This window comes from Shinella oryzae (assembly GCF_023038235.1).
In the GTDB taxonomy this organism is placed as follows: Bacteria; Pseudomonadota; Alphaproteobacteria; order Rhizobiales; family Rhizobiaceae; genus Shinella; species Shinella sumterensis.
Genome location: NZ_CP081987.1, coordinates 156,709 through 174,633, shown reverse-complemented (window position 1 = coordinate 174,633; position 17,925 = coordinate 156,709). Strand labels below are relative to the sequence as shown.

At 62.1% G+C, this 17,925-nt stretch carries 19 protein-coding genes, 1 tRNA gene and 1 riboswitch; of the genes, 11 read left to right on the top strand and 9 right to left on the bottom strand.

Annotation, left to right across the window (positions count from 1 at the left end):
• Window positions 1-215: 215 nt before the first annotated feature.
• Genes K6301_RS00865 through K6301_RS00855 form a run of 3 tightly spaced genes read right to left on the bottom strand, consistent with a single transcriptional unit; the run spans window position 216 to window position 3,205 of the window.
• Window positions 216-1,265, bottom strand: coding sequence for a sensor histidine kinase (locus tag K6301_RS00865; protein ID WP_247218678.1), 1,050 nt, complete (start codon window positions 1,263-1,265; stop codon window positions 216-218).
• Window positions 1,266-1,712, bottom strand: coding sequence for a response regulator (locus tag K6301_RS00860; protein WP_269470863.1), 447 nt, complete (start codon window positions 1,710-1,712; stop codon window positions 1,266-1,268).
• On the bottom strand, window positions 1,709-3,205 hold the full coding sequence (locus K6301_RS00855; RefSeq protein WP_247218677.1) for a sensor histidine kinase: 1,497 nt from the start codon (window positions 3,203-3,205) through the stop codon (window positions 1,709-1,711). Before K6301_RS00855 ends, K6301_RS00860 begins: the two co-directional genes overlap by 4 nt.
• Window positions 3,206-3,461: 256 nt before the next feature.
• On the opposite strand from K6301_RS00855, the gene K6301_RS00850 reads away from it, so the two are divergent.
• Window positions 3,462-4,367 (top strand): DMT family transporter, encoded by a 906-nt coding sequence (locus tag K6301_RS00850; protein WP_247218676.1) that lies wholly within the window; start codon window positions 3,462-3,464, stop codon window positions 4,365-4,367.
• Window positions 4,368-4,461: 94 nt separating this feature from the next.
• Window positions 4,462-5,124, top strand: a complete 663-nt coding sequence (locus K6301_RS00845) for a S24 family peptidase (RefSeq protein WP_241947386.1) — start codon at window positions 4,462-4,464, stop codon at window positions 5,122-5,124.
• A 9-nt stretch (window positions 5,125-5,133) separates the two neighbouring features.
• Here K6301_RS00845 and K6301_RS00840 read toward each other — a convergent pair whose 3' ends face one another.
• Window positions 5,134-6,015, bottom strand: coding sequence for a transporter substrate-binding domain-containing protein (locus K6301_RS00840; RefSeq protein ID WP_343298936.1), 882 nt, complete (start codon window positions 6,013-6,015; stop codon window positions 5,134-5,136).
• A 55-nt stretch (window positions 6,016-6,070) separates the two neighbouring features.
• Between K6301_RS00840 and K6301_RS00835 the strand changes: the two genes are divergently transcribed.
• Complete coding sequence (locus tag K6301_RS00835; RefSeq protein ID WP_247218673.1) at window positions 6,071-8,038, top strand: glycosyltransferase family 2 protein; 1,968 nt, start codon at window positions 6,071-6,073, stop codon at window positions 8,036-8,038.
• Between the two features lie 28 nt (window positions 8,039-8,066).
• On the opposite strand, the gene K6301_RS00830 is transcribed toward K6301_RS00835, so the two are convergent.
• Window positions 8,067-8,140, bottom strand: a tRNA-Gly gene (locus K6301_RS00830).
• A gap of 63 nt (window positions 8,141-8,203) precedes the next feature.
• The gene (locus K6301_RS00825; RefSeq protein WP_343298946.1) at window positions 8,204-8,347 is read right to left on the bottom strand and encodes a 2'-deoxycytidine 5'-triphosphate deaminase domain-containing protein; all 144 of its coding nucleotides are present in this window, start codon (window positions 8,345-8,347) and stop codon (window positions 8,204-8,206) included.
• A gap of 106 nt (window positions 8,348-8,453) precedes the next feature.
• Here K6301_RS00825 and K6301_RS00820 point away from each other — a divergent pair, with 106 nt between their 5' ends.
• Window positions 8,454-9,011 carry a hypothetical protein gene (locus tag K6301_RS00820; protein ID WP_247218671.1) on the top strand — a complete coding sequence of 186 codons (558 nt, stop codon included), beginning with the start codon at window positions 8,454-8,456 and terminating at the stop codon, window positions 9,009-9,011.
• A 57-nt stretch (window positions 9,012-9,068) separates the two neighbouring features.
• Here the strand turns inward: K6301_RS00820 and K6301_RS00815 are convergent, their stop codons facing one another.
• Entirely contained in the window at window positions 9,069-10,742 is a 1,674-nt protein-coding gene (locus K6301_RS00815) for a caspase family protein (RefSeq protein WP_247218669.1), read from the bottom strand.
• Window positions 10,743-10,978: 236 nt separating this feature from the next.
• Here K6301_RS00815 and K6301_RS00810 point away from each other — a divergent pair, with 236 nt between their 5' ends.
• From K6301_RS00810 to K6301_RS00790, 5 genes are all read left to right on the top strand, one after another.
• Entirely contained in the window at window positions 10,979-11,578 is a 600-nt protein-coding gene (locus K6301_RS00810) for an OmpA family protein (RefSeq protein WP_247218668.1), read from the top strand.
• A 30-nt stretch (window positions 11,579-11,608) separates the two neighbouring features.
• A complete protein-coding gene (locus K6301_RS00805; protein WP_247218666.1) occupies window positions 11,609-12,373 on the top strand; it encodes a caspase family protein in 765 nt (254 codons plus the stop codon).
• A gap of 117 nt (window positions 12,374-12,490) precedes the next feature.
• Window positions 12,491-12,640: a hypothetical protein gene (locus tag K6301_RS00800; RefSeq protein ID WP_247218664.1), complete on the top strand. Its 150-nt coding sequence runs from the start codon at window positions 12,491-12,493 to the stop codon at window positions 12,638-12,640.
• Window positions 12,641-12,655: 15 nt separating this feature from the next.
• On the top strand, window positions 12,656-12,994 hold the full coding sequence (locus K6301_RS00795) for a hypothetical protein (RefSeq protein ID WP_247218662.1): 339 nt from the start codon (window positions 12,656-12,658) through the stop codon (window positions 12,992-12,994).
• A gap of 70 nt (window positions 12,995-13,064) precedes the next feature.
• Window positions 13,065-13,613, top strand: a complete 549-nt coding sequence (locus K6301_RS00790; RefSeq protein ID WP_247218661.1) for a hypothetical protein — start codon at window positions 13,065-13,067, stop codon at window positions 13,611-13,613.
• A gap of 251 nt (window positions 13,614-13,864) precedes the next feature.
• Here the strand turns inward: K6301_RS00790 and K6301_RS00785 are convergent, their stop codons facing one another.
• Window positions 13,865-14,971 carry a 2'-deoxycytidine 5'-triphosphate deaminase gene (locus K6301_RS00785; protein WP_425475359.1) on the bottom strand — a complete coding sequence of 369 codons (1,107 nt, stop codon included), beginning with the start codon at window positions 14,969-14,971 and terminating at the stop codon, window positions 13,865-13,867.
• 78 nt (window positions 14,972-15,049) lie between these two features.
• A riboswitch (SAM riboswitch) is annotated at window positions 15,050-15,128 on the top strand.
• A 43-nt stretch (window positions 15,129-15,171) separates the two neighbouring features.
• Here K6301_RS00785 and K6301_RS00780 point away from each other — a divergent pair.
• Entirely contained in the window at window positions 15,172-16,356 is a 1,185-nt protein-coding gene (locus K6301_RS00780) for an O-succinylhomoserine sulfhydrylase (protein ID WP_160870135.1), read from the top strand.
• A gap of 122 nt (window positions 16,357-16,478) precedes the next feature.
• Window positions 16,479-16,871: a Co2+/Mg2+ efflux protein ApaG gene (gene apaG / locus K6301_RS00775; protein ID WP_134647799.1), complete on the top strand. Its 393-nt coding sequence runs from the start codon at window positions 16,479-16,481 to the stop codon at window positions 16,869-16,871.
• Between the two features lie 18 nt (window positions 16,872-16,889).
• On the opposite strand, the gene K6301_RS00770 is transcribed toward apaG, so the two are convergent.
• Complete coding sequence (locus K6301_RS00770) at window positions 16,890-17,882, bottom strand: Hsp33 family molecular chaperone (protein ID WP_134647801.1); 993 nt, start codon at window positions 17,880-17,882, stop codon at window positions 16,890-16,892.
• Between the last annotated feature and the right edge of the window lie 43 nt (window positions 17,883-17,925).

Below are 17,925 nucleotides of genomic sequence, written 5' to 3'. Positions count from 1 at the left end.
CATTCCGGAAACCGGCGAAGGACACCACCATGTCGATCTTTGCAGAGAGACCGGAGTCGCGGGCAAAAACCGCCGAACGGGGCGCCGGAAGGTGTCACCTAAATATCTTTCAGTCGAGGCAGCTTCCGGCGCCCCGTCCGAATGCTTTTTGAAACCACGGGCGAAACCGCCGCGTGGCGCTCGGCCTGTGCCGTTTTCCAGGAGGCGGGATTTTGTCAGCGCGACGGTTCGACGATACGCACCAGCAGTTCGGCGCGCGTTCCGATTTCCCGCGCCGCATAGTCGAGCCGTGCCCCGAGGCTGGTGGCCATGGCACCGATGATCTTGGAGCCGAGGCCCGTGCCGCGCACGGGACCTTCGCCGCGCCAGCCGATGCCGTCGTCTTCCACGAACAGCAGTGCATTTTCGCCATCGAGCCGGGTGAAGCCGACGCGCACTTCGCCGCCCGTTTCGCCATAGGCATATTTGAAGGCATTCGTGACGAGTTCCGTCACGATCACGCCGAGCGACACCGCGCGATCGGTCGGCACATGCAGCGGCTCCAGCGTGCGGTTCAGCCGCACATCGCGGTCCTGGCCCTGCATGGAAGCCCCAAGCTCGGTCAAAAGGGTCGAGAGATAGGCGCCCATGTCGACATTGCGCACATCCTCGGACGTATAGAGACGGCGATGGATGCCGGCGATCGCGGTAATGCGCGCCTGCGTTTCGGAAAGCGCCTCCTTGACCGCGTCGTCCACGGCGCTCGACATCTGCAGGCGGATGAGCGCGGCGGCCAGCGCCAGCGAGTTGCCGACGCGGTGGTTCACCTCTGCCAGCAGCACTTCCGCACGCTCCTTGGCCGCGCGGATCTCCTGCTCGGCTTCCAGCTTCAGGCGCTTGAGCTGGGCGTTTTCCAGCGCCTGGCCGAGCGCATTGGCCAGCAACGGCATGAAATCGTCGCCGACGGACTTGATGACATAATCCGCAGCGCCGGCCTTCAGCGCCTCGACGGCAACCTGCGCGTCGTTGGACCCCGTCACATAGACGACCGGCACCGCGCCCGGCGCGTTGGCGAGCTCCTTGAGAAAGGAAAGCCCGGTGCCCGATGCTAGGAAATGATCGAGCACCACGGCGTCGAAGCCGCCTTCGGCGAACAGCTCGCGGCCCAGTTCCACATCCTCCGCGTGCACAACGACATAGCCGACACGGCCAAGCGCGCGCTCGGCGAGGCGCGCCAGGATCGGATCGTCATCGATGTAGAGGAGACGGAACGGACCTTCTCTCATTCACTGCGACTCGGGTATCTGGATCACGGAGAAGAACAGGCCGAGCTGACGGATCGCATGCGCGAAGCTTTCATACTCGACCGGCTTGGTGATGTAGACGTTCGCGCCCAGATCGTAACAGCGCTGGATTTCCCGCTCGTCGTCCGTCGTCGTGAGAATGACGACCGGCAGGCGCTTGGTGTGGGTGTTCGTCTTGATCTTCTGGAGGATATCGATGCCGGACATGTCGGGCAGGTTGAGATCGAGCAGGATCAGCAGGAAGCGTCCCGCGCTCGCCATGCCGGACCGGTCCTTGCCCAGTATGAAATCGAGCGCGTCGGTGCCGCTCGTGAAGGGCACGACCTCGTTGTGCACACCGGCCCGGCGGATGTTCTTCTCGATGAGACGCGCGTGGCCCTCATCGTCCTCGATCATCACGATGGTGACTTCCTTGCCCAATCCGTTCATGCCTGCATACTCCTGACAACTTTGCTGAGGTCGGGCGGCAGACGCAGAACGAACGTCGTCCCCTGCCCGATTTCGGATTTCACGACGATATCACCACCGAGATTTCGCATCAGTGAACGAACATGGGCGAGCCCGATTCCCTCACCCGGCTTGTCCTGTGTGCCGGAGCGACGGAAAAGCTCGAAGACACGCTCATGGTCTTCAGGGGCGATACCCCTGCCGTTATCGGCGAATTCGATGACGAAGCCTGCCCGACCCGCATTGCGCGCTGTGATTGAAATACGCAACGGCCGCTCGGTCAAGCGGTACTTGATGGCATTGTCGAACAGATTGCCGAACACCTGCTCCAGCGAAAGCCGATCGGACACGACCGTCGGCAGGTTGTCGGCGATGGTGATGACGCCGTCGGCTTCGCTCACCTGATGGTTGACCGCGGCAGCACCGGCCTCGACGAGGCCCTTGAGATTGACGCGTTCGATCTTGAGCTCGCGGCGGCCGTCGCGCGAAATCTTCAGGATGGCATTGATCAGCCCGTCCATTTTCTTGGTGGAGGACCGGATGAAGCCGATCGCCTCCGGCAGGTCTTCGCCCGCCGCACGGCGCGCCTCGAGAATATCCGCCTCGCTCGGCGTCTTGCCATCGGCGAGCACATAGCTCTGGATGGCGGCGAGCGATGCCTGAAGCTCGCTGGTAAAGCCCATGATGTTGACCAGCGGCGCACGAAGGTCGTGCGTGACGATATAGGCGAAGCGCTGCACTTCCTGGTTGGCGCGGATCAGCTCCTCCGTGCGCTCGTCCACGCGCTTCTCCAGCGTGGCGTTCAGCAGCTCCACCTCGCGCCGCGCCGCGAGGTTGTCGCGGGTATACTGCACGATGATGATGATGGCGCCGCCCAGCACGGTGATGATGGCGATGGCGCCGATCACCGTCGTCCATTGAAGGGCGCCCGCCGACCACAGCGTATCCACCACGCCCCTGCGCAGCTGCTCGTCCGCATCGTCCATGATGTTGCCGAGACGATCGCGGATTTCGTCCATCAGCATGCGGCCGCGGTCGGTCTTGACCTGCGCGATCGCTTCCGCCTGGCGACCCTGCAACATGAGGTCGACGGTGCCGGCCAGTTCGTCGAGTTTTTGGACCACCAGCTGCTGGACGCGTTCAGCGTCCCCGGCATATTCGGGCAGCCCGGCCAGTCTGTCGGCAAAGGCCTGCTTCTGCTCCGCGACCCCGCGCAGCGCGTCGTCATAGGGCGCGCGGAATGCCGGATCGCCCGTGATGATGAAACCGCGCTGCCCGGTTTCCGCATCCTTGAGGATCGAAAGAAGATCGGCGGACGCCCGGCGCGCCTCGCGCTGTTCGACGAAACCGGTGAAATAGGACTGCACCTTGCCGACGAGCCACAACGATGTACCGACAATGCCGAGCAGTGCGAAAACGCCGGCGACGAACAGAATTATGGTCGAGCGCACGAATGCGGCGTTCGATATCGGCATTCCACCCCCCGGTTTCGCCGCTTCATATGCGCCGGACATTATCGCTCCGCCGCTGGATTGAAAACAGCGGATCAGCGTAACGCCCGGATTCTTTTGAAAGACTGCGGCAGCGTGTGTGTATCGCGCAATATAGTGCTGGCAAGGCCGACAGCTAGAGGCGCAGGAAAAATTTCCTTGCCGCCGGAGCCGGCACGAAATATCGGTTTTACGCAGTTTCGGCGTGCAAGCGCCGCGCTGCGGGTATATGCGCAAGGGCATGGACTCCAAACGAACCGGCTACGTCTTTACCCTCCTGGCCATCCTGATCTTCAGCCTTCAGGATGCCATTTCAAAACATCTCGGCAGCCTCTATTCGCCCATCTTCATCGCCATGCTGCGGTTCTGGGCGTTCGCAGCCTTCGCCTTGGTCATGGCCGCGCGCAGTTCCGGCGGGCTGGGGGTCGCCATCCGGTCGAAACGTCCCTTCCTCCAGATCCTGCGCGGCACGCTGCTCGCGCTCCAGATCGTCGTCGTCATCACGGCCTTCAATGCCGTCGGCCTCGCGCATACCCAGGCGATCCTCGCCTCCGGCCCCATCTTCGTCGCGCTCCTGTCCATGCCGCTGCTCGGCGAGCGGGTGGGCTGGCGGCGCTGGACGTCGATCTCGGTGGGCCTCTTGGGCGTGCTGATCATCATCAACCCGACGGACGGCGCGTTCGATTCCAGCGTGCTCGTGCCGCTGGCGGCCGCGCTGATGTTTGCGCTCTACGCCATCACCACACGCCTCGCCAGCCGCGACGATTCCTCGCTGACGAGCTTTCTCTACACCGGTCTTGCCGGCGCGGCGGTGCTTTCGCTGATCGGTCCGTTCTTCTGGACCAACCTCATTCCCGTCGACTGGCTCTGGATGGGGCTGTTGTGCATGACGGGCATTTCCAGCCACTATTTCCTCATCCGCGCCTACGACCTGCTCAATGCCGCCGCCGTGCAGCCCCTCACCTATCTCCAGGTGGTGATGGCGGCGATCATCGGTGTTACCGTCTTCGGCGAGACGTTGAATGTGAACATGGTGCTGGGCTCCGCGATCGTCGTGGGCGCCGGCATGTTCACCGTCTGGCGCGAAAGCGTCGTGGCCCGGCGGATCGCGGCAGAGAACCGCGCCAAACGCGAAAAAGGAATATAATCCTTTTTTCTTTACTCGAAAAACGTCCTTCGCTATAGTCCGCCTCATCGGACAGGCTTTGGCTGGTCCAACGCCTTGGCAGGGTTTTCGCAGTATGTTTTCCCATGACCGGATATGGGCGGCGATCGACGCCCTCGCCGAGCGCAACCGTCTTTCCCCGTCCGGGCTTGCCCGCCGCGCCGGGCTCGATCCGACGTCCTTCAACAAGTCGAAGCGGCAGGGTGCCGACGGCCGCCAGCGCTGGCCCTCGACGGAATCCATCGCCAAGGTGCTCGACGCCACATCCGCGACCATCGACGAATTCTTCGCGCTGGGCGACACGGGCCGCGACAGCGGCCTGCCGCAGGGCGCCTTTCCGCCGCAGACCGGCACGATACCGCTGCTCGGCTTCGCACAGGCCGGTGCCGGCGGCTTCTTCGACGATGGCGGCTTTCCCGCCGGCCAGGGCTGGGATGTGGTGGAGTTTCCCGCCTCTCCCGACCGGAAGCCCGGCGTCTACGCGCTCGAGGTGCAGGGCGACAGCATGCTGCCGCTCTACCGCGACGGCGATATCCTGATCGTCGAGCCGGGCGCGCAGGTGCGCCGGGGCGACCGGGTGGTCGTCAAGACGCGCGAGGGCGAGGTCATGGCCAAGATGCTCCACCGCCAGAGCCCGCGCGCCATCGAGCTCCTGTCGCTCAATCCCGAGCATCCGAACCGCAGTTTCGACATGGAAGAGGTCGACTGGATCGCCCGCATCATCTGGGCGAGCCAGTAACGCCCGCCCTCACCCGCCGTAGAGGTTGATGGGGAAATAGCGCAGATAGATTTCCTGCAGGCGCCCGCTGCGCGACAGGGCGAGAAGCGCATGATCCATGGCCCCGGCCAGGGCTTCGTCCTCCTTGCGCACCATGATCGTCAGCCCCTCGCCGAGAAACGTCTCGGACAGATAGGGGCCATCGAACAGGCGGCAGCAACCGGCCGATTCCGAACCGCTCGTCCAGAAGGCGAGTTGCATGCCGTCGCCGAAGACCGCATCGACCTTGCCGTCCTTCAAGGCCGCAAGCAGCGCCGCGCGGTCGGGAAAGGCCTGCGCCGCCACACGCGGGAAGAAGGCCTTCAACATGGCCTCATGGGCGCTTGCCGCAACGACCCCCACCGCCTTGCCGTCGAGCGCGGCCGCCGTCTCGCCGGCGGGCAGCCGCGCCTTTGCCACGGCAAACCGGGCGGGAAGGCGCATGAACGGCCGCGAGAAGGCGAAGCGCTTGCGCAGGTCCGCCGTCACGGCGACGCCGGCAACGATCGCCTCGCCGTTGCCGTCGCTCAGCGCGGTTTCGAGTTCCGGAAAGGTCACGGCCTGGATCTGGCAATTGTCGGTGAGCTGCAATTCGCGGCAGATCTCGCGCACCAGATCGACATGAAAGCCGGCGAGCTTGCCCGTCTGGTCGATGAAGTTGAAGGGCGGAAAATCCACCGTCGTCAGGAAGCGTAGCCGCACGATGCCCGAGAGATCCGGCCGGGCGATGCGCTCGCGCGTGTCGAACAGGATCGGAAGATCGACGGTGCTGCGGTCCTGCGCCACGGCCGGCAGCGGCGTGGCCGCCATCATCGACAGGCAGAGCGCCAGGAACCCATAAATTTTAGGGGATGAAATTTTGCGCGACCACATTACAATCAACTTGGGGTTTAAATGGGGACAGCCGTGAAAGCGGCTGCAGGGCTGCATGCGACTGGCAGAATATCCCGACGACATCGCTTTCGCTACCGCAATCGGCGTCCTGCCGGCACGTCATGTGGCGCGGCCGGCGCATCCATCCGTCCCGCCGAAATTCCTGACGGAAGCGCACCTCTTCCGCCAGCTCGGGATTTCCAAGGTGCTGATATCGAACATGCTGGTGCGGGCGAACCGCAACGGCACCACGCTGGAGGCCGAACTTCTGGCCAGCGGCGCGGTTCTCGAAAGCACCTATTACGAAGCGCTTGCGGAGATCCTCGATCTTCCCTTCCTGCCCGAGCTCGACCCCGCACAGGTGGAGGATATGGCGGGCGCCGACAGCCAGCTTCTCGATCCCACGGTCGTTCGTCTGCGCCATCCCGTGCGGCCGCCCGTCACCGCGATCGTGCCGAACGCGGCGCGGCTCGGCGATCTGGCGGAGCGGCTGGCGCAGTCGCCGGACCTGCGCACGACGCTTGCGGCAACGACACCATCGGCCCTGCGGTCCGCCCTCTGGCAGGCCGGCCGGAAGCGACGGCTGCGTGAAAGCGTCGACCGGCTCTTCGGCAGCGCGCCAGAGGCAAGCGCCCGCATCACGCTATGGGGGCGGCAAGGCTTTTACACCGGCGCAGCGCTCACGCTGACACTTGCGCTCACCATCGCGGAGCCGACGGCGGCGCTCCTCGTGCTGCATATCGTCCTCAGCTTCTTCTTCTTCGCCACGTTCTTCATCCGCCTCGTGGCGCTCGTCGCCACGAAACGGCAGCAGAAACGTCTGCGCCCGGCACCCCCGGCCGGCCGCCGGCCCGTATATTCGGTCTTCATCGCCCTCTACCGGGAGGCGGCGGTCGTCCCGCAGCTCATCGATACGCTGGACAGGCTTGAATGGCCGGCGAGCCGCCTCGACATCAAGCTGATCTGCGAGGCGGACGACCAGGAGACGCTCGATGCGCTGGCTGCCACGCGTCTTGGCCCGCAATACGAGGTGGTGGCGGTGCCGCCCGGGCGGCCGCGCACCAAGCCGAAAGCGCTGACCTATGCGCTCGGCGCGGCGCGCGGCGCGTATCTCGTGATCTACGACGCGGAAGACCGCATCGACCCGATGCAGCTGGAGGAAGCCTGGCGCACCTTCGAGGCCGGCCCGCCGGAGATCGTCTGCCTCCAGGCGCCGCTCGTCATCACCAATGCCCGGGAGAGCTGGGTAAGCGCGCTCTTTGCGCTGGAATATGCGGGCCTTTTCCGGGTGTTGTTGCCGCGCCTTGCCGCCGCGCGCATGCCGATGCCCCTCGGCGGCACGTCGAACCATTTTCGCACGCGCATCCTGCAGGCGGTCGGCGGCTGGGACCCGTTCAATGTCACCGAGGACGCTGATCTCGGCCTGCGACTCTACCGAAAAGGCTATCGTTGCGGCACGCTCACCCGCCCGACTTACGAGGAGGCGCCGACCGAGGTCCGCGCCTGGCTCGGCCAGCGCAGCCGGTGGTTCAAGGGGTGGCTGCAAACCTGGCTGGTGGTGATGCGGCGCCCCTCCATGCTGATAAGGGAAATGGGGCTGGGCGCCAGCATCGTCTTCCAGGTGCTGATCGGCGGGCTCATCCTGTCCTCGCTCGCCCACCCGCTGGTCGTCGCCTATATCGCCGTGATCACCGGGCAGCTGCTCTCGGGGCAGGCCTATACGGTGGGGCCGATGCAACTGACACTGTTCATCATGGACATGGCGAACATTTTCGGCAGCTACGCCATCTTCATCGCGCTTGGACGGGCGGGCATGACACCGCCCGAACGGGCGGCCGTCGGACGCAAATGGATGCTGACGCCCGTCTACTGGCTGCTCGCCTCCCGCGCCGCCTGGCGCGCCGTGCGCGAACTGCGCAGCAATCCCTTCTTCTGGAACAAGACCGCACATCGCCCGGCGCAGACGGGCGCGAAGACGGTGGTCACAAACCAAATGGTGTCGGAGGCGGAGCAGAGTTTGTAAAACCGGAGCAGCGCAAAGAATTCCAGGCTGGAGCGGGTAGCGGGAATCGAACCCGCGCGTTCAGCTTGGGAAGCTGACAGGCTACCATTACATCATACCCGCAGGGCAGCGCCGAGGCCGCACTCATTCAATAGTTCGCGGGATGTGTCAAGCTTCTGCCAGGCGTCACCCGGCGCGGAAGTGCTTGGAGAGCTTGAGGCCCTGGGCCTGGTAGTTGGAGCCGAGGCCGGAGCCGTAGAGGCCTGCGGGGGCTTCGAGCATGTGCTCGTAGATCAGGCGGCCGGTGGGATCGTCGGTCGCGTTGATGATGGCGAAATGAGGTTCCCGCCACCTCTAAACAGACTTGTGCTGACAAGAAGAAGTTTCTAGCTTTCAGGCGGTATATCTCAAGACAGTCTCCGGTGGGTGGGTGGAAATGCGTCAGCGAATTTCAATGGGCGTCATGGCCATAGGCATGTCCGTTCTTTCGGCTCATGGCGCTTCCGCCAAGAATGCCGTGCTCTACAAGATCGGGAAACTCCGGGACTTCATCGGCATCGTCATCAAGGATGGAAAGATGTTCGCACCCGTTGCCATGATCGATCGGGATTCAGAGCGTTTCGACACAATGAACCGGATGGTGAAATTGGACTTGGGTGGCAAACCGAACTGCCTGACGTCCGAATGGGTGGACGACGACACGCGGACCTATGTGAAAACATGCGCTGCCGCGGAGAAAACGGGTGATAGCAGCTACATCCTCAGGATTACCGTCAAGTATGACTGGTCCCATTGGCTTGCCCGCGGAAAGGAAGAACTAAAGTTTCTGAAAGAAGCCGACAATGTCAAAGAGCGCAGATACGAGATCGACTTCGAGGTTTCTGGAAAATCCTGCTCCGCCGTTATGCTCAAGCGGACCTATATTCCCATCGATGGCAAGCGACAGGTCCCGTCCACCGTCGGCGATCTGGGTTGCGTTGTCAGCAGCAAGTGACGCGACTGTCTGATCCCATGTCAGCCAGAGGCCGATAGCGCGTTTCGGCGTATCCTGTCACATGCAGAATTTCTGACCGTCCAGTTCAAAGCAGTCCCTGGCCTTGGACGATTGAACATCCGCCTCCTGTTTCGGCGTACCCGAAAGCTTCTTTCGGCGCTCGGCGCGCGTGCTGCCCGCAGACGAGGCAATGCATTTGCCGGCTTTGTTCAAAGTGAACCCGGCATCACATGTCTTTCGCTCGCAGCGATCTCCGGCCACGACCTCCGTGGGGGCGCATTCCAAGGGACAAACCCGCCCTGTCCGCTCCCGAATGGCGGCAAGCGCAGCTTGCGAAGGCGCTTCGACATCGAGGGAAAGATTGGCGAATTGATTGAAGCGCTCCATTGCCCGCTTGGACTGCCTGCCCCAACGCCCGTCCGCAGTGCCCTTGGAGCAGCCCAAGCCGGCAAGTCCCGACTGTACATCCCGGGTGAGTGACAGGAGATCGGCCTTGGCATTATCCGGCCGCACCAGCGCAACGGTCTCTTCTCCCGCGAGGTCATCCCCGGACGCTGTACTGGCCGGCGTCTTTTGCTCTTCCGCAACCGCGCTTGCCGCTCCGGCGGCGTCAACGGCAGCCACGGATGCGCTTGCCGCCTGTTGCTTTTCGGTCTTTACGAGGTCGTCGAGCGCATTTCGAGCCAGTTCTGCAAAGGCGCACTGGCCAAAATACTGAAGATGCGCCTTGAAGAGCGCCGCACTCTTCTTGTCTTCGATCGCCGCCCAATGCGCAGCAGCATCGGCACACGGATCCTTGGTGACCGGGCGTGCAACCTCGACCGGGGGATTGAGATAGATGTTCACATCGGGCAAGCGCCCGTATTCGAAGGGCGTCTGGGTACCATTGGTTTTCTGCTTCACGAACCGGGCGACCTTTCGGAACAGGAAATTCAATTCGAGTCCGGGCTCCTCGATCGTGGAAAGGAGCGCCTCCGTGTAGGGGCTATGGTTCCCCTCGCCGTCCGATGCTGTTGTTCCGGCTGCGGCGGAATAGCTGATATAGATACCATCGGCAGCTTCGACCTTGGCCAACCCGCGGCCGACAGATCTCGTTCTGCCTTCCATGCTGGCAATGAACGGGTTGTTGCGGCAGGCATCGAGAAGCACGAGCTTGATGCCGTTGCCGCCCTCGATTGCGGAGAGAATGTCGCTCAGGGAAACCGCTTCGAACTTGATGCGCGCATCCGACTTGAGTTTCGCATCGACCGGAATGAGGTAGTTTTCGCCACCGACCTCGATGCCATGGCCCGCATAGAAGACAACGGCCATCTCCGCGCCGGCCGCCTTCTCACTGAAGTCGGCAAGCAGGGTTTCGAGCGTCGCCTTTCTCGTATCGCGCCCGATAGACACTTCGAAGCCGAGGCGTCCCAGCGCTTCTGCGACTGCGTCAGCATCACGAACAGGGTTCGGCAGGCGCGGGACCGCTTCGTACGAAGAGTTCCCAATGACGAGGGCGATCCGGGTCGCATGCGCGACACCCGCTGAAGCCAGGAGCGCGATGAAGATCGCCAAAAGGAAACGGAACCGCGGGACAGTCATTCTGTTGCTCACATATTGCCCGGCTCTACCGGAGGCCTCGCCAATAGGGCTTCTAGCATTATTCACGGCGAACGGCTGTTCTTTAGGATACAGCGCTGCACGAAAGGATAAAACAATATCAGGTCGGTTTCTATCCTTCACAATACCCATTGATGATCGATACTTCGCTGATCTGTCTTGTCAGCAAACCCGCCATCACACGTCGATCACGAACTGCGGCAGACCAACAGACCATTTTTGCTGCAAAACATAAATGCAGATCGCATACTACACCGGAAATCGGGCATCGAATGAAAACTTCCCAAGCATAAATCGAAATCCATTGCTTTAGGTCTCTGTATAACCCTTAATAAGAAATTGATGTATCGCTGCACTGGAATATCGAGATGAGTTTACGCCTAAGCGCCATCCTGTCCGCTCTGTTTTTTGTCAGCAGCCTTGGTGTGGCGAGCGGCAAGGACCTCTCCACGCAGGACATGATAGACCGCCTTAAAGAGCCCCGCAAAGCGCCGACACGCAGCATTTCAGCCAATGACATTGGAAAATCCGGGGACACGCCGGGTTTCATGACGCATGAGACCACGCGCGGCTTGAAGATCGACGAGCGCAGGCAGCTGGACCAATATGTTTCCAGCTACGACAGGCCCGTTCTCAATATCAATATTGGCTTCGGCCTGAACTCCTCGACCCTCACCGATTCTGCTCAGACCGTCCTGCGGGAGCTTGCCGTCGCGTTGACATCGCCAGACTTGAGCGGCAGCAAGTTTTCGTTGAGCGGCCACACCGACGCCTCCGGCACCAGCGAGAGCAACCAGCTCCTGTCCGAGCGGCGCGCCCTGTCCGTAAGGAATTTCCTTGCCTCCCACGGCGTGCCGCCGCACAGGCTGATCGCCGCGGGCTACGGAGAAGAGCGTCCCACGCAGGGACTGGACCCCAACGACCCGAAAAATCGCCGCGTTGAGATCATCAATCTCGGAACGCCTTGAACACGCGCAACACAACCCGTTGGTCATCCGATGAACACTCCCCTCAGATTCGTGAAATCAGGAACGGTTGCAGCCCTTTCCCTTCTGGCGGCGGTGTTTGCCGTCCTCATGTTTTTCCTCCCGGCGAATGCCGGCTTGTCTCTCAGGGATAAAGCGCCCCAACCATCATTCGTTGTGTATAGCGCCGGCCCCGGAGAACATGCGTATGATGACGCCGAGCAAGGTTTTTCAGCGATGTTCATCGACGCGCTGGATTCTGCCGCCCCGGACGAGGATGTTGCCCTCACCATCCGGCGGACGAGAGCCAACGCGGGGGGCCAGATCGAACCCGCGGTAGAGGACAGCCTTGAGGGAACGGTAAGCCTGCGGAGCACCAGCGGCATCAAGAAAGCATTGCTGGTCGCGGTGGAAAAGTATGAGGCGGGCGTGCTGACCGCCCCTGTCCACGACGCCAAGCGCCTGGATAAAGTGTTGCGAGGCATCGGCTACCAGACGGAGGTCCTCACAGACCCCGATCAAAACACTTTCAATCTCGTACTGGACAAATTCGTGCAGGACCTCAAGACGGGTGATCAGGCGCTCTTCTACTTTACCGGAAGAGGGTTCGACTTAGCCAATGCCGCTTACCTTCTCCCGAGGGACGAAGGGACGCCCGCGACCCTGGAGGGCTACAAGAGGCGGGCCATACCTTTTGAAACCGTGCAAGGAAAAATTACGAAAAAGGTACGCAACGCCATCTTCATTGTTGACATCGATCGAAGTGAACTTGGCGGTTCGAGCAGAGCCACCCGATAGCGCCCTCCACCGGTCGCACGCATCAAAACCTTGACCAGCCGAAATCAGGAAAAGAGGCACATCGTGACATACCCGCGCCGACTTCTCGCATGTGCGCTTCTCTCCCTGGCTTCCGTCATGAACACGACCGGGGCAGCGCATTCGGCTGGCATCAGCCTGTTCGAACTGGACAAGGTGCCCGACCTCACCGGATTCCTGCTCAAGGACGGGAAGATGTTCGCCGTCTTCAACGACGCGCTTATGTCGCTTCAGTCCGACGAGCTTTAAGGGAAGCTCCTCAAGATGGATCCGGCCGGCAAAAAGAACTGCACGAAGATACTCTACGCGGACAGCGACAAATCGTGGACCTCGAAGCCCTGCATCTCCGCGCAACGCCAGGCCGACGGATCCTATCTGGTTGACCTCGCGATCCGATACGAATTCCCTGACGACGTGAAAGACGAAATCAGCAACCTCAAGGCCGCCGACCACGTAAAAGAGCGGAAATTGCGCATCCACTTCGAAGCCACGGCATCGACATGCACGGCAAGCGTGATCGCGCGCACCTATGTGCCGCTGGACGGCACGAAGCATAAGCCTTCTAGGACCGGTCCGGTCACCTGCAGGAAAACCACTCACTGAGCCTGTCGGCCCACCGCGACGCTGCATTCTCGATAAACCCCACCACACTCCGAGTTACTGGACACAAACAATGTCACGTCGTCGCCGAAATATCATTCTTGGCCTTTGCTTCCTGCTTTCCCTCAAGTCGACGGCGGAAGCCAGCGGGGCAACGGTGTACAGCTTTGAAAACGTTCCCGATATTGCCAGCATAGTTCTGAAGGACGGCAAGATGTTCGCCGCATTCGGTGGCGCAACCGTCACGGATGCCATGAACACATTCAACAAGCTTCTTCCGCTGGATCTTAAGGGCAAGACCAAGTGCACGAAGCTTGAACATGTGGAACTGGGAACCGGCTGGACCGAAAATCCCTGCCTTACCGTCCGACATGCCAGCGACGGGGAGTATGTCATCGATGTGGTGAACAGGTTCGATTACGGAGACACCAGCGACGCGGGGTATGTCGACTTCCTCAAAACGGAGGACTTCGTCAAGGAAAGGCGCTTCACGTTTCGATTCTCGGTAAAAAGGAACAGCTGCGAGATCGAGGTCACGAAGCGCAGTTACATTCCCATCAACGGTAAAAAATCAAAGCCATCACGAACAGGCTCCGGCATCTGCACGGTAAAAAAACACTGAGAGAATGCCTGAACTCCATGGATATGCCCCCAAGAAGGTCTCGAGACGGTCCCATAGAGCCTAAATTTTTACCGCATTTCATAGCTCAGCCTTCGGCACCACACGCTCTCGATATCTGATCCCTTCAGTCATCGACTCAGATAACACGAGTTGCGTGCCAGCCCGATATCGAGCAATAGGCGCCATGTCCTTTGGAAGACCACGTTGGATCAAGGTGGGCGATTACTGGTGCCGCTAGCTTCTGCCAGGCGTCACCCGGCGCGGAAGTGTTTGGAGAGCTTGAGGCCCTGGGCCTGGTAGTTGGAGCCGAGGCCGGAGCCGTAGAGGCCTGCGGGGGCTTCGAGCATGTGCTCGTAGATCAGGCGGCCGACGATCTGGCCATGCTCGAGGATGAAGGGCACCTCGTGGCTGCGCACTTCCAGCACCGCGCGGCTGCCGGAACCGCCGGCCGGCGCGTGGCCGAAACCGGGATCGAAAAAGCCGGCGTAATGCACGCGGAACTCGCCGACGAGCGGATCGAACGGCGTCATCTCGGCCGCATAGAGCGGCGGCACATGCACGGCCTCGCGCGAGACGAGGATGTAGAACTCGTCCGGGTCGAGGATCAGCTCGTTGCGGCCACGGCTGAACAGGGGCTCCCAGAAATCGAAGATGTCGTGCTGGTTCTTGCGATCGACATCGACGACGGAGGTGTGATGCTTGCCGCGATAGCCGATGAGGCCGTCCAGCCCCGTGCCCTTGAGATCGATCGACAGGGCTATGCCGCCGCCGGAGACATTCGGCGTTTCGCTGGCGACGAGCGTGTCGCTGACATGCAGCGCCGTGAGCTCGTTTTCGCTGAGGAGCGCATTGCCCTTGCGGAAGCGGATCTGCGACAGGCGCGAGCCGCGGCGCACCACGATGGGGAAGGTGCGCGGGGAGATTTCCAGATAGAGCGGTCCGGCATAGCCGGCCGGGATCTTGTCGAATTCCTGCGCCCGGTCGGTGATGACGCGGGTGAAGATATCGAGGCGGCCGGTGGAGCTCTTGGGGTTCGCGGATGCGGCGAGTTCGGCCGGCAGATCGAGGCTTTCCATCAGCGGCACGATGTAGACGCAGCCGGTTTCCAGCACCGCGCCCTCGCTGAGATCGACGACGTGCAGTTGCAGGCGGTCGAGCTTGTCGGCGACGAGATGGGACGGGCCGGGCAGGAAACTTGCCCGCACGCGGAATGCCTTGGCGCCGAGGCGCAGATCGAGGCTCGCCGGCTGGATCTGGTCGTCATCCAGCGCGGCTTCGCTTTTCAGCCGCCCGCTTTCGAACAAGCCGCGGATGGCGTTATCCGCCAGAATGCCCGTGCTGCGCACCACAGAAGCCATGATCGTACCGTCCCGTCAGAAGGACCGCACAAAACCAAATGCCGGCAATTGACGCAAGCGCAGCCAAGCAGTATTAGCGGATTATCCCGTGGTGATTTGGCCGGCCGGCTTGCAGCCACGTAAAACAAGTAGCTAAAAAGGCCGGGTTCGAAACCGGCTTGCTTTTGCGGCCGGTTTTTTTGTTTGAAGGCGACGATCACATGAGCAAGTCCTGGCGTCCGGCCACCCAACTCGTTCACGGCGGAACCACCCGCTCCCAGCACGGCGAAACCGCCGAAGCCATCTTCCTCACGCAGGGCTTCGTCTATGACACGTCCGCTGCGGCCGAAGCCCGCTTCAAGGGCGAGACGGACGGATTCATCTACGCCCGCTACGGCAGCCCGACCAACGACATGTTCGAAAAGCGCATGTGCATGCTGGAAGGCGCCGAAGACGCGCGCGCCACCGCCTCCGGCATGGCCGCCGTATCCGCCGCCATCCTCTGCCAGCTCAAGGCGGGTGACCATATCGTCGCCGCACGCGCGCTGTTTGGGTCCTGCCGCTGGGTGGTGGAGACGCTTGCGCCGAAATACGGCATCGAATGCACGCTGATCGACGGCCGCGACCTCGCCAACTGGGAAGGCGCGATCCGCAAGAACACCAAGGTGTTCTTCCTCGAAAGCCCGACCAACCCGACGCTGGAAGTGATCGACATCGCCGGCGTGGCGACGCTCGCCAACCAGATCGGCGCGAAGGTGGTGGTCGACAACGTGTTCGCCACGCCGCTCTTCCAGAAGCCGCTGGAACTCGGCGCGCATGTCGTCGTCTATTCCGCCACCAAGCATATCGACGGCCAGGGCCGCTGCCTGGGCGGCGTCGTCCTGTCGGACAAGCAGTGGATCGACGAGAACCTGCACGACTACTTCCGCCATACCGGCCCGGCCATGTCGCCGTTCAATGCCTGGACGCTGCTGAAGGGCATCGAGACGCTGCCGCTGCGGGTGAAACAGCAAACGGAGAATGCGAGCCGTATTGCCGATTTCCTGGCCGACCAGAAGCAGGTCGCCCGGGTGATCTATCCCGGTCGCAAGGACCATCCGCAGGCCGATATCATCGCCAAGCAGATGACGGGCGGCTCTACGCTGGTCTGCTTCGAGATGAAGGGCGGCAAGGACGCGGCGTTCGCGCTGCAGGATGCCCTTGAAGTCGTGAAGATCTCCAACAATCTCGGCGACGCCAAGAGCCTGATCACACATCCGGCGACGACGACGCACAAGAACCTGACGGACGAGGCGCGTGCCGAACTCGGCATTTCCGCCGGCACCGTGCGCCTGTCGGCCGGCATCGAGGACAGTGACGACCTGATCGAGGATTTTGCCCGCGCGCTCTCCAAGGTCACCGCCTGATTCGTCAGGACGGACGACAGTTGAAAAAGGCGTCGGCCACAAGGCCGGCGCCTTTTGCGCTTATCCTTGACGAAACCTTATTCGTGTAGAATAGCAGGGGTCGTTAAGTTCAAGGCTTGCCCATGTATCGTGCGCTGACCCGCGACATCGAAGTGACCGTAGAGCCATATTATCTGGCAGATCAGTCCGATCCCGACGACAGCCGCTATGTCTGGGGATACCGGGTCGTCATTTCCAACCACTCCGACATCGCCGTGCGTCTGGTGACGCGCTATTGGCACATCACCGACCAGAACGGGCAGGTGGACGAGGTGAATGGACCGGGCGTGATCGGCGAGCAGCCGGTGCTGAGGCCCGGCGACACCTACGAATATTCATCGGGCTGCCCGCTGGAAACGCCATCCGGCATCATGTTCGGCCGCTACCGCATGGAAGCGGAAAACGGCGAGGCCTTTGACGTCGCCATTCCCGCCTTTTCGCTGGATACGCCGGGACAGGCGCGCACGCTGAATTGAGGGAGTTGCCACAAGCGTCTACTGCGGCAGGACTTCCGCGGCTTCGAAGCGGTATGTCGTCGAGCAGAACTCGCAGGTAACGGCGATCTCGCCCTTTTCGTCCGCCGTATGGGCGATCTCCTCGGCGCTGAGCGCTGCCAGCACGCCCTTCAGCTTTTCGCGCGAGCACGAGCAGCGGTCGAAGACCTGTTGCGGCGGGTAGACCCGCACGCCGCGCTCGTGGAACAGGCGAAACAGCAGCCGTTCGGTGCCGACATTCGGATCCGTCAGCTCATCCGCGTCGATGGTCTCGACCATGGCCTTGGCCTCGGCCCAATGATCATCGTCGTCGATCTTGTGGCCGGCCTCGTCGCCATCGCCGCCGGGAAGGTCGGCCTGGCGCATGCGCTCGGGCGATTGCGGCAGGAACTGCGCGACCATGCCGCCGGCACGCCAGCGGTGACGTGCCTTGCCGTCGGCATCGCGGTCGTACAGTTCGGCGACGCCGAGGCGCACCTTGGTCGGGATCTGCTCCGACTGGCGGAAATAGACGCCGGCGATTTCTTCCAGCGTATGGCCGTCGAGCGGAACGATGCCCTGGTAGCGCTGCATATGGGCGCCCTGATCGATGGTGAAGGCGAGGATGCCCTTGCCGAGCAGCTCATGCGGCTCCGTCGCGCCGGCTGCGATGGCGGCATCGAGGGCTTCCTGATCGAAGCGGGCATAGGCGCGCACATCCTGCGGCGCGGAGAAATCCGCAACGAGCAGGTCGACCGGGCCATCGCCCTTGGTCTGCACGATCAGCTTGCCTTCGAATTTCAGCGAGGTTCCGAGGAGCACGGTCAGCGCGATGGCTTCCGCCAGCAGGCGGGCCACCGGTGCGGGATAATCATGCCGGCCGAGAATGGTATCCAGCATGGGACCGAGCTGCACGGCGCGGCCGCGCACATCCAGGCCCTCGACCTGGAACGGCAGGACGTGGTCATCGCCGGCATAGCCGGGCTCACCGAGTTTCAGGGCGGTTTCCGCCATCATCGTTCTACTCCTTCACGCGCCGCAATGCCGGCGGGCACAA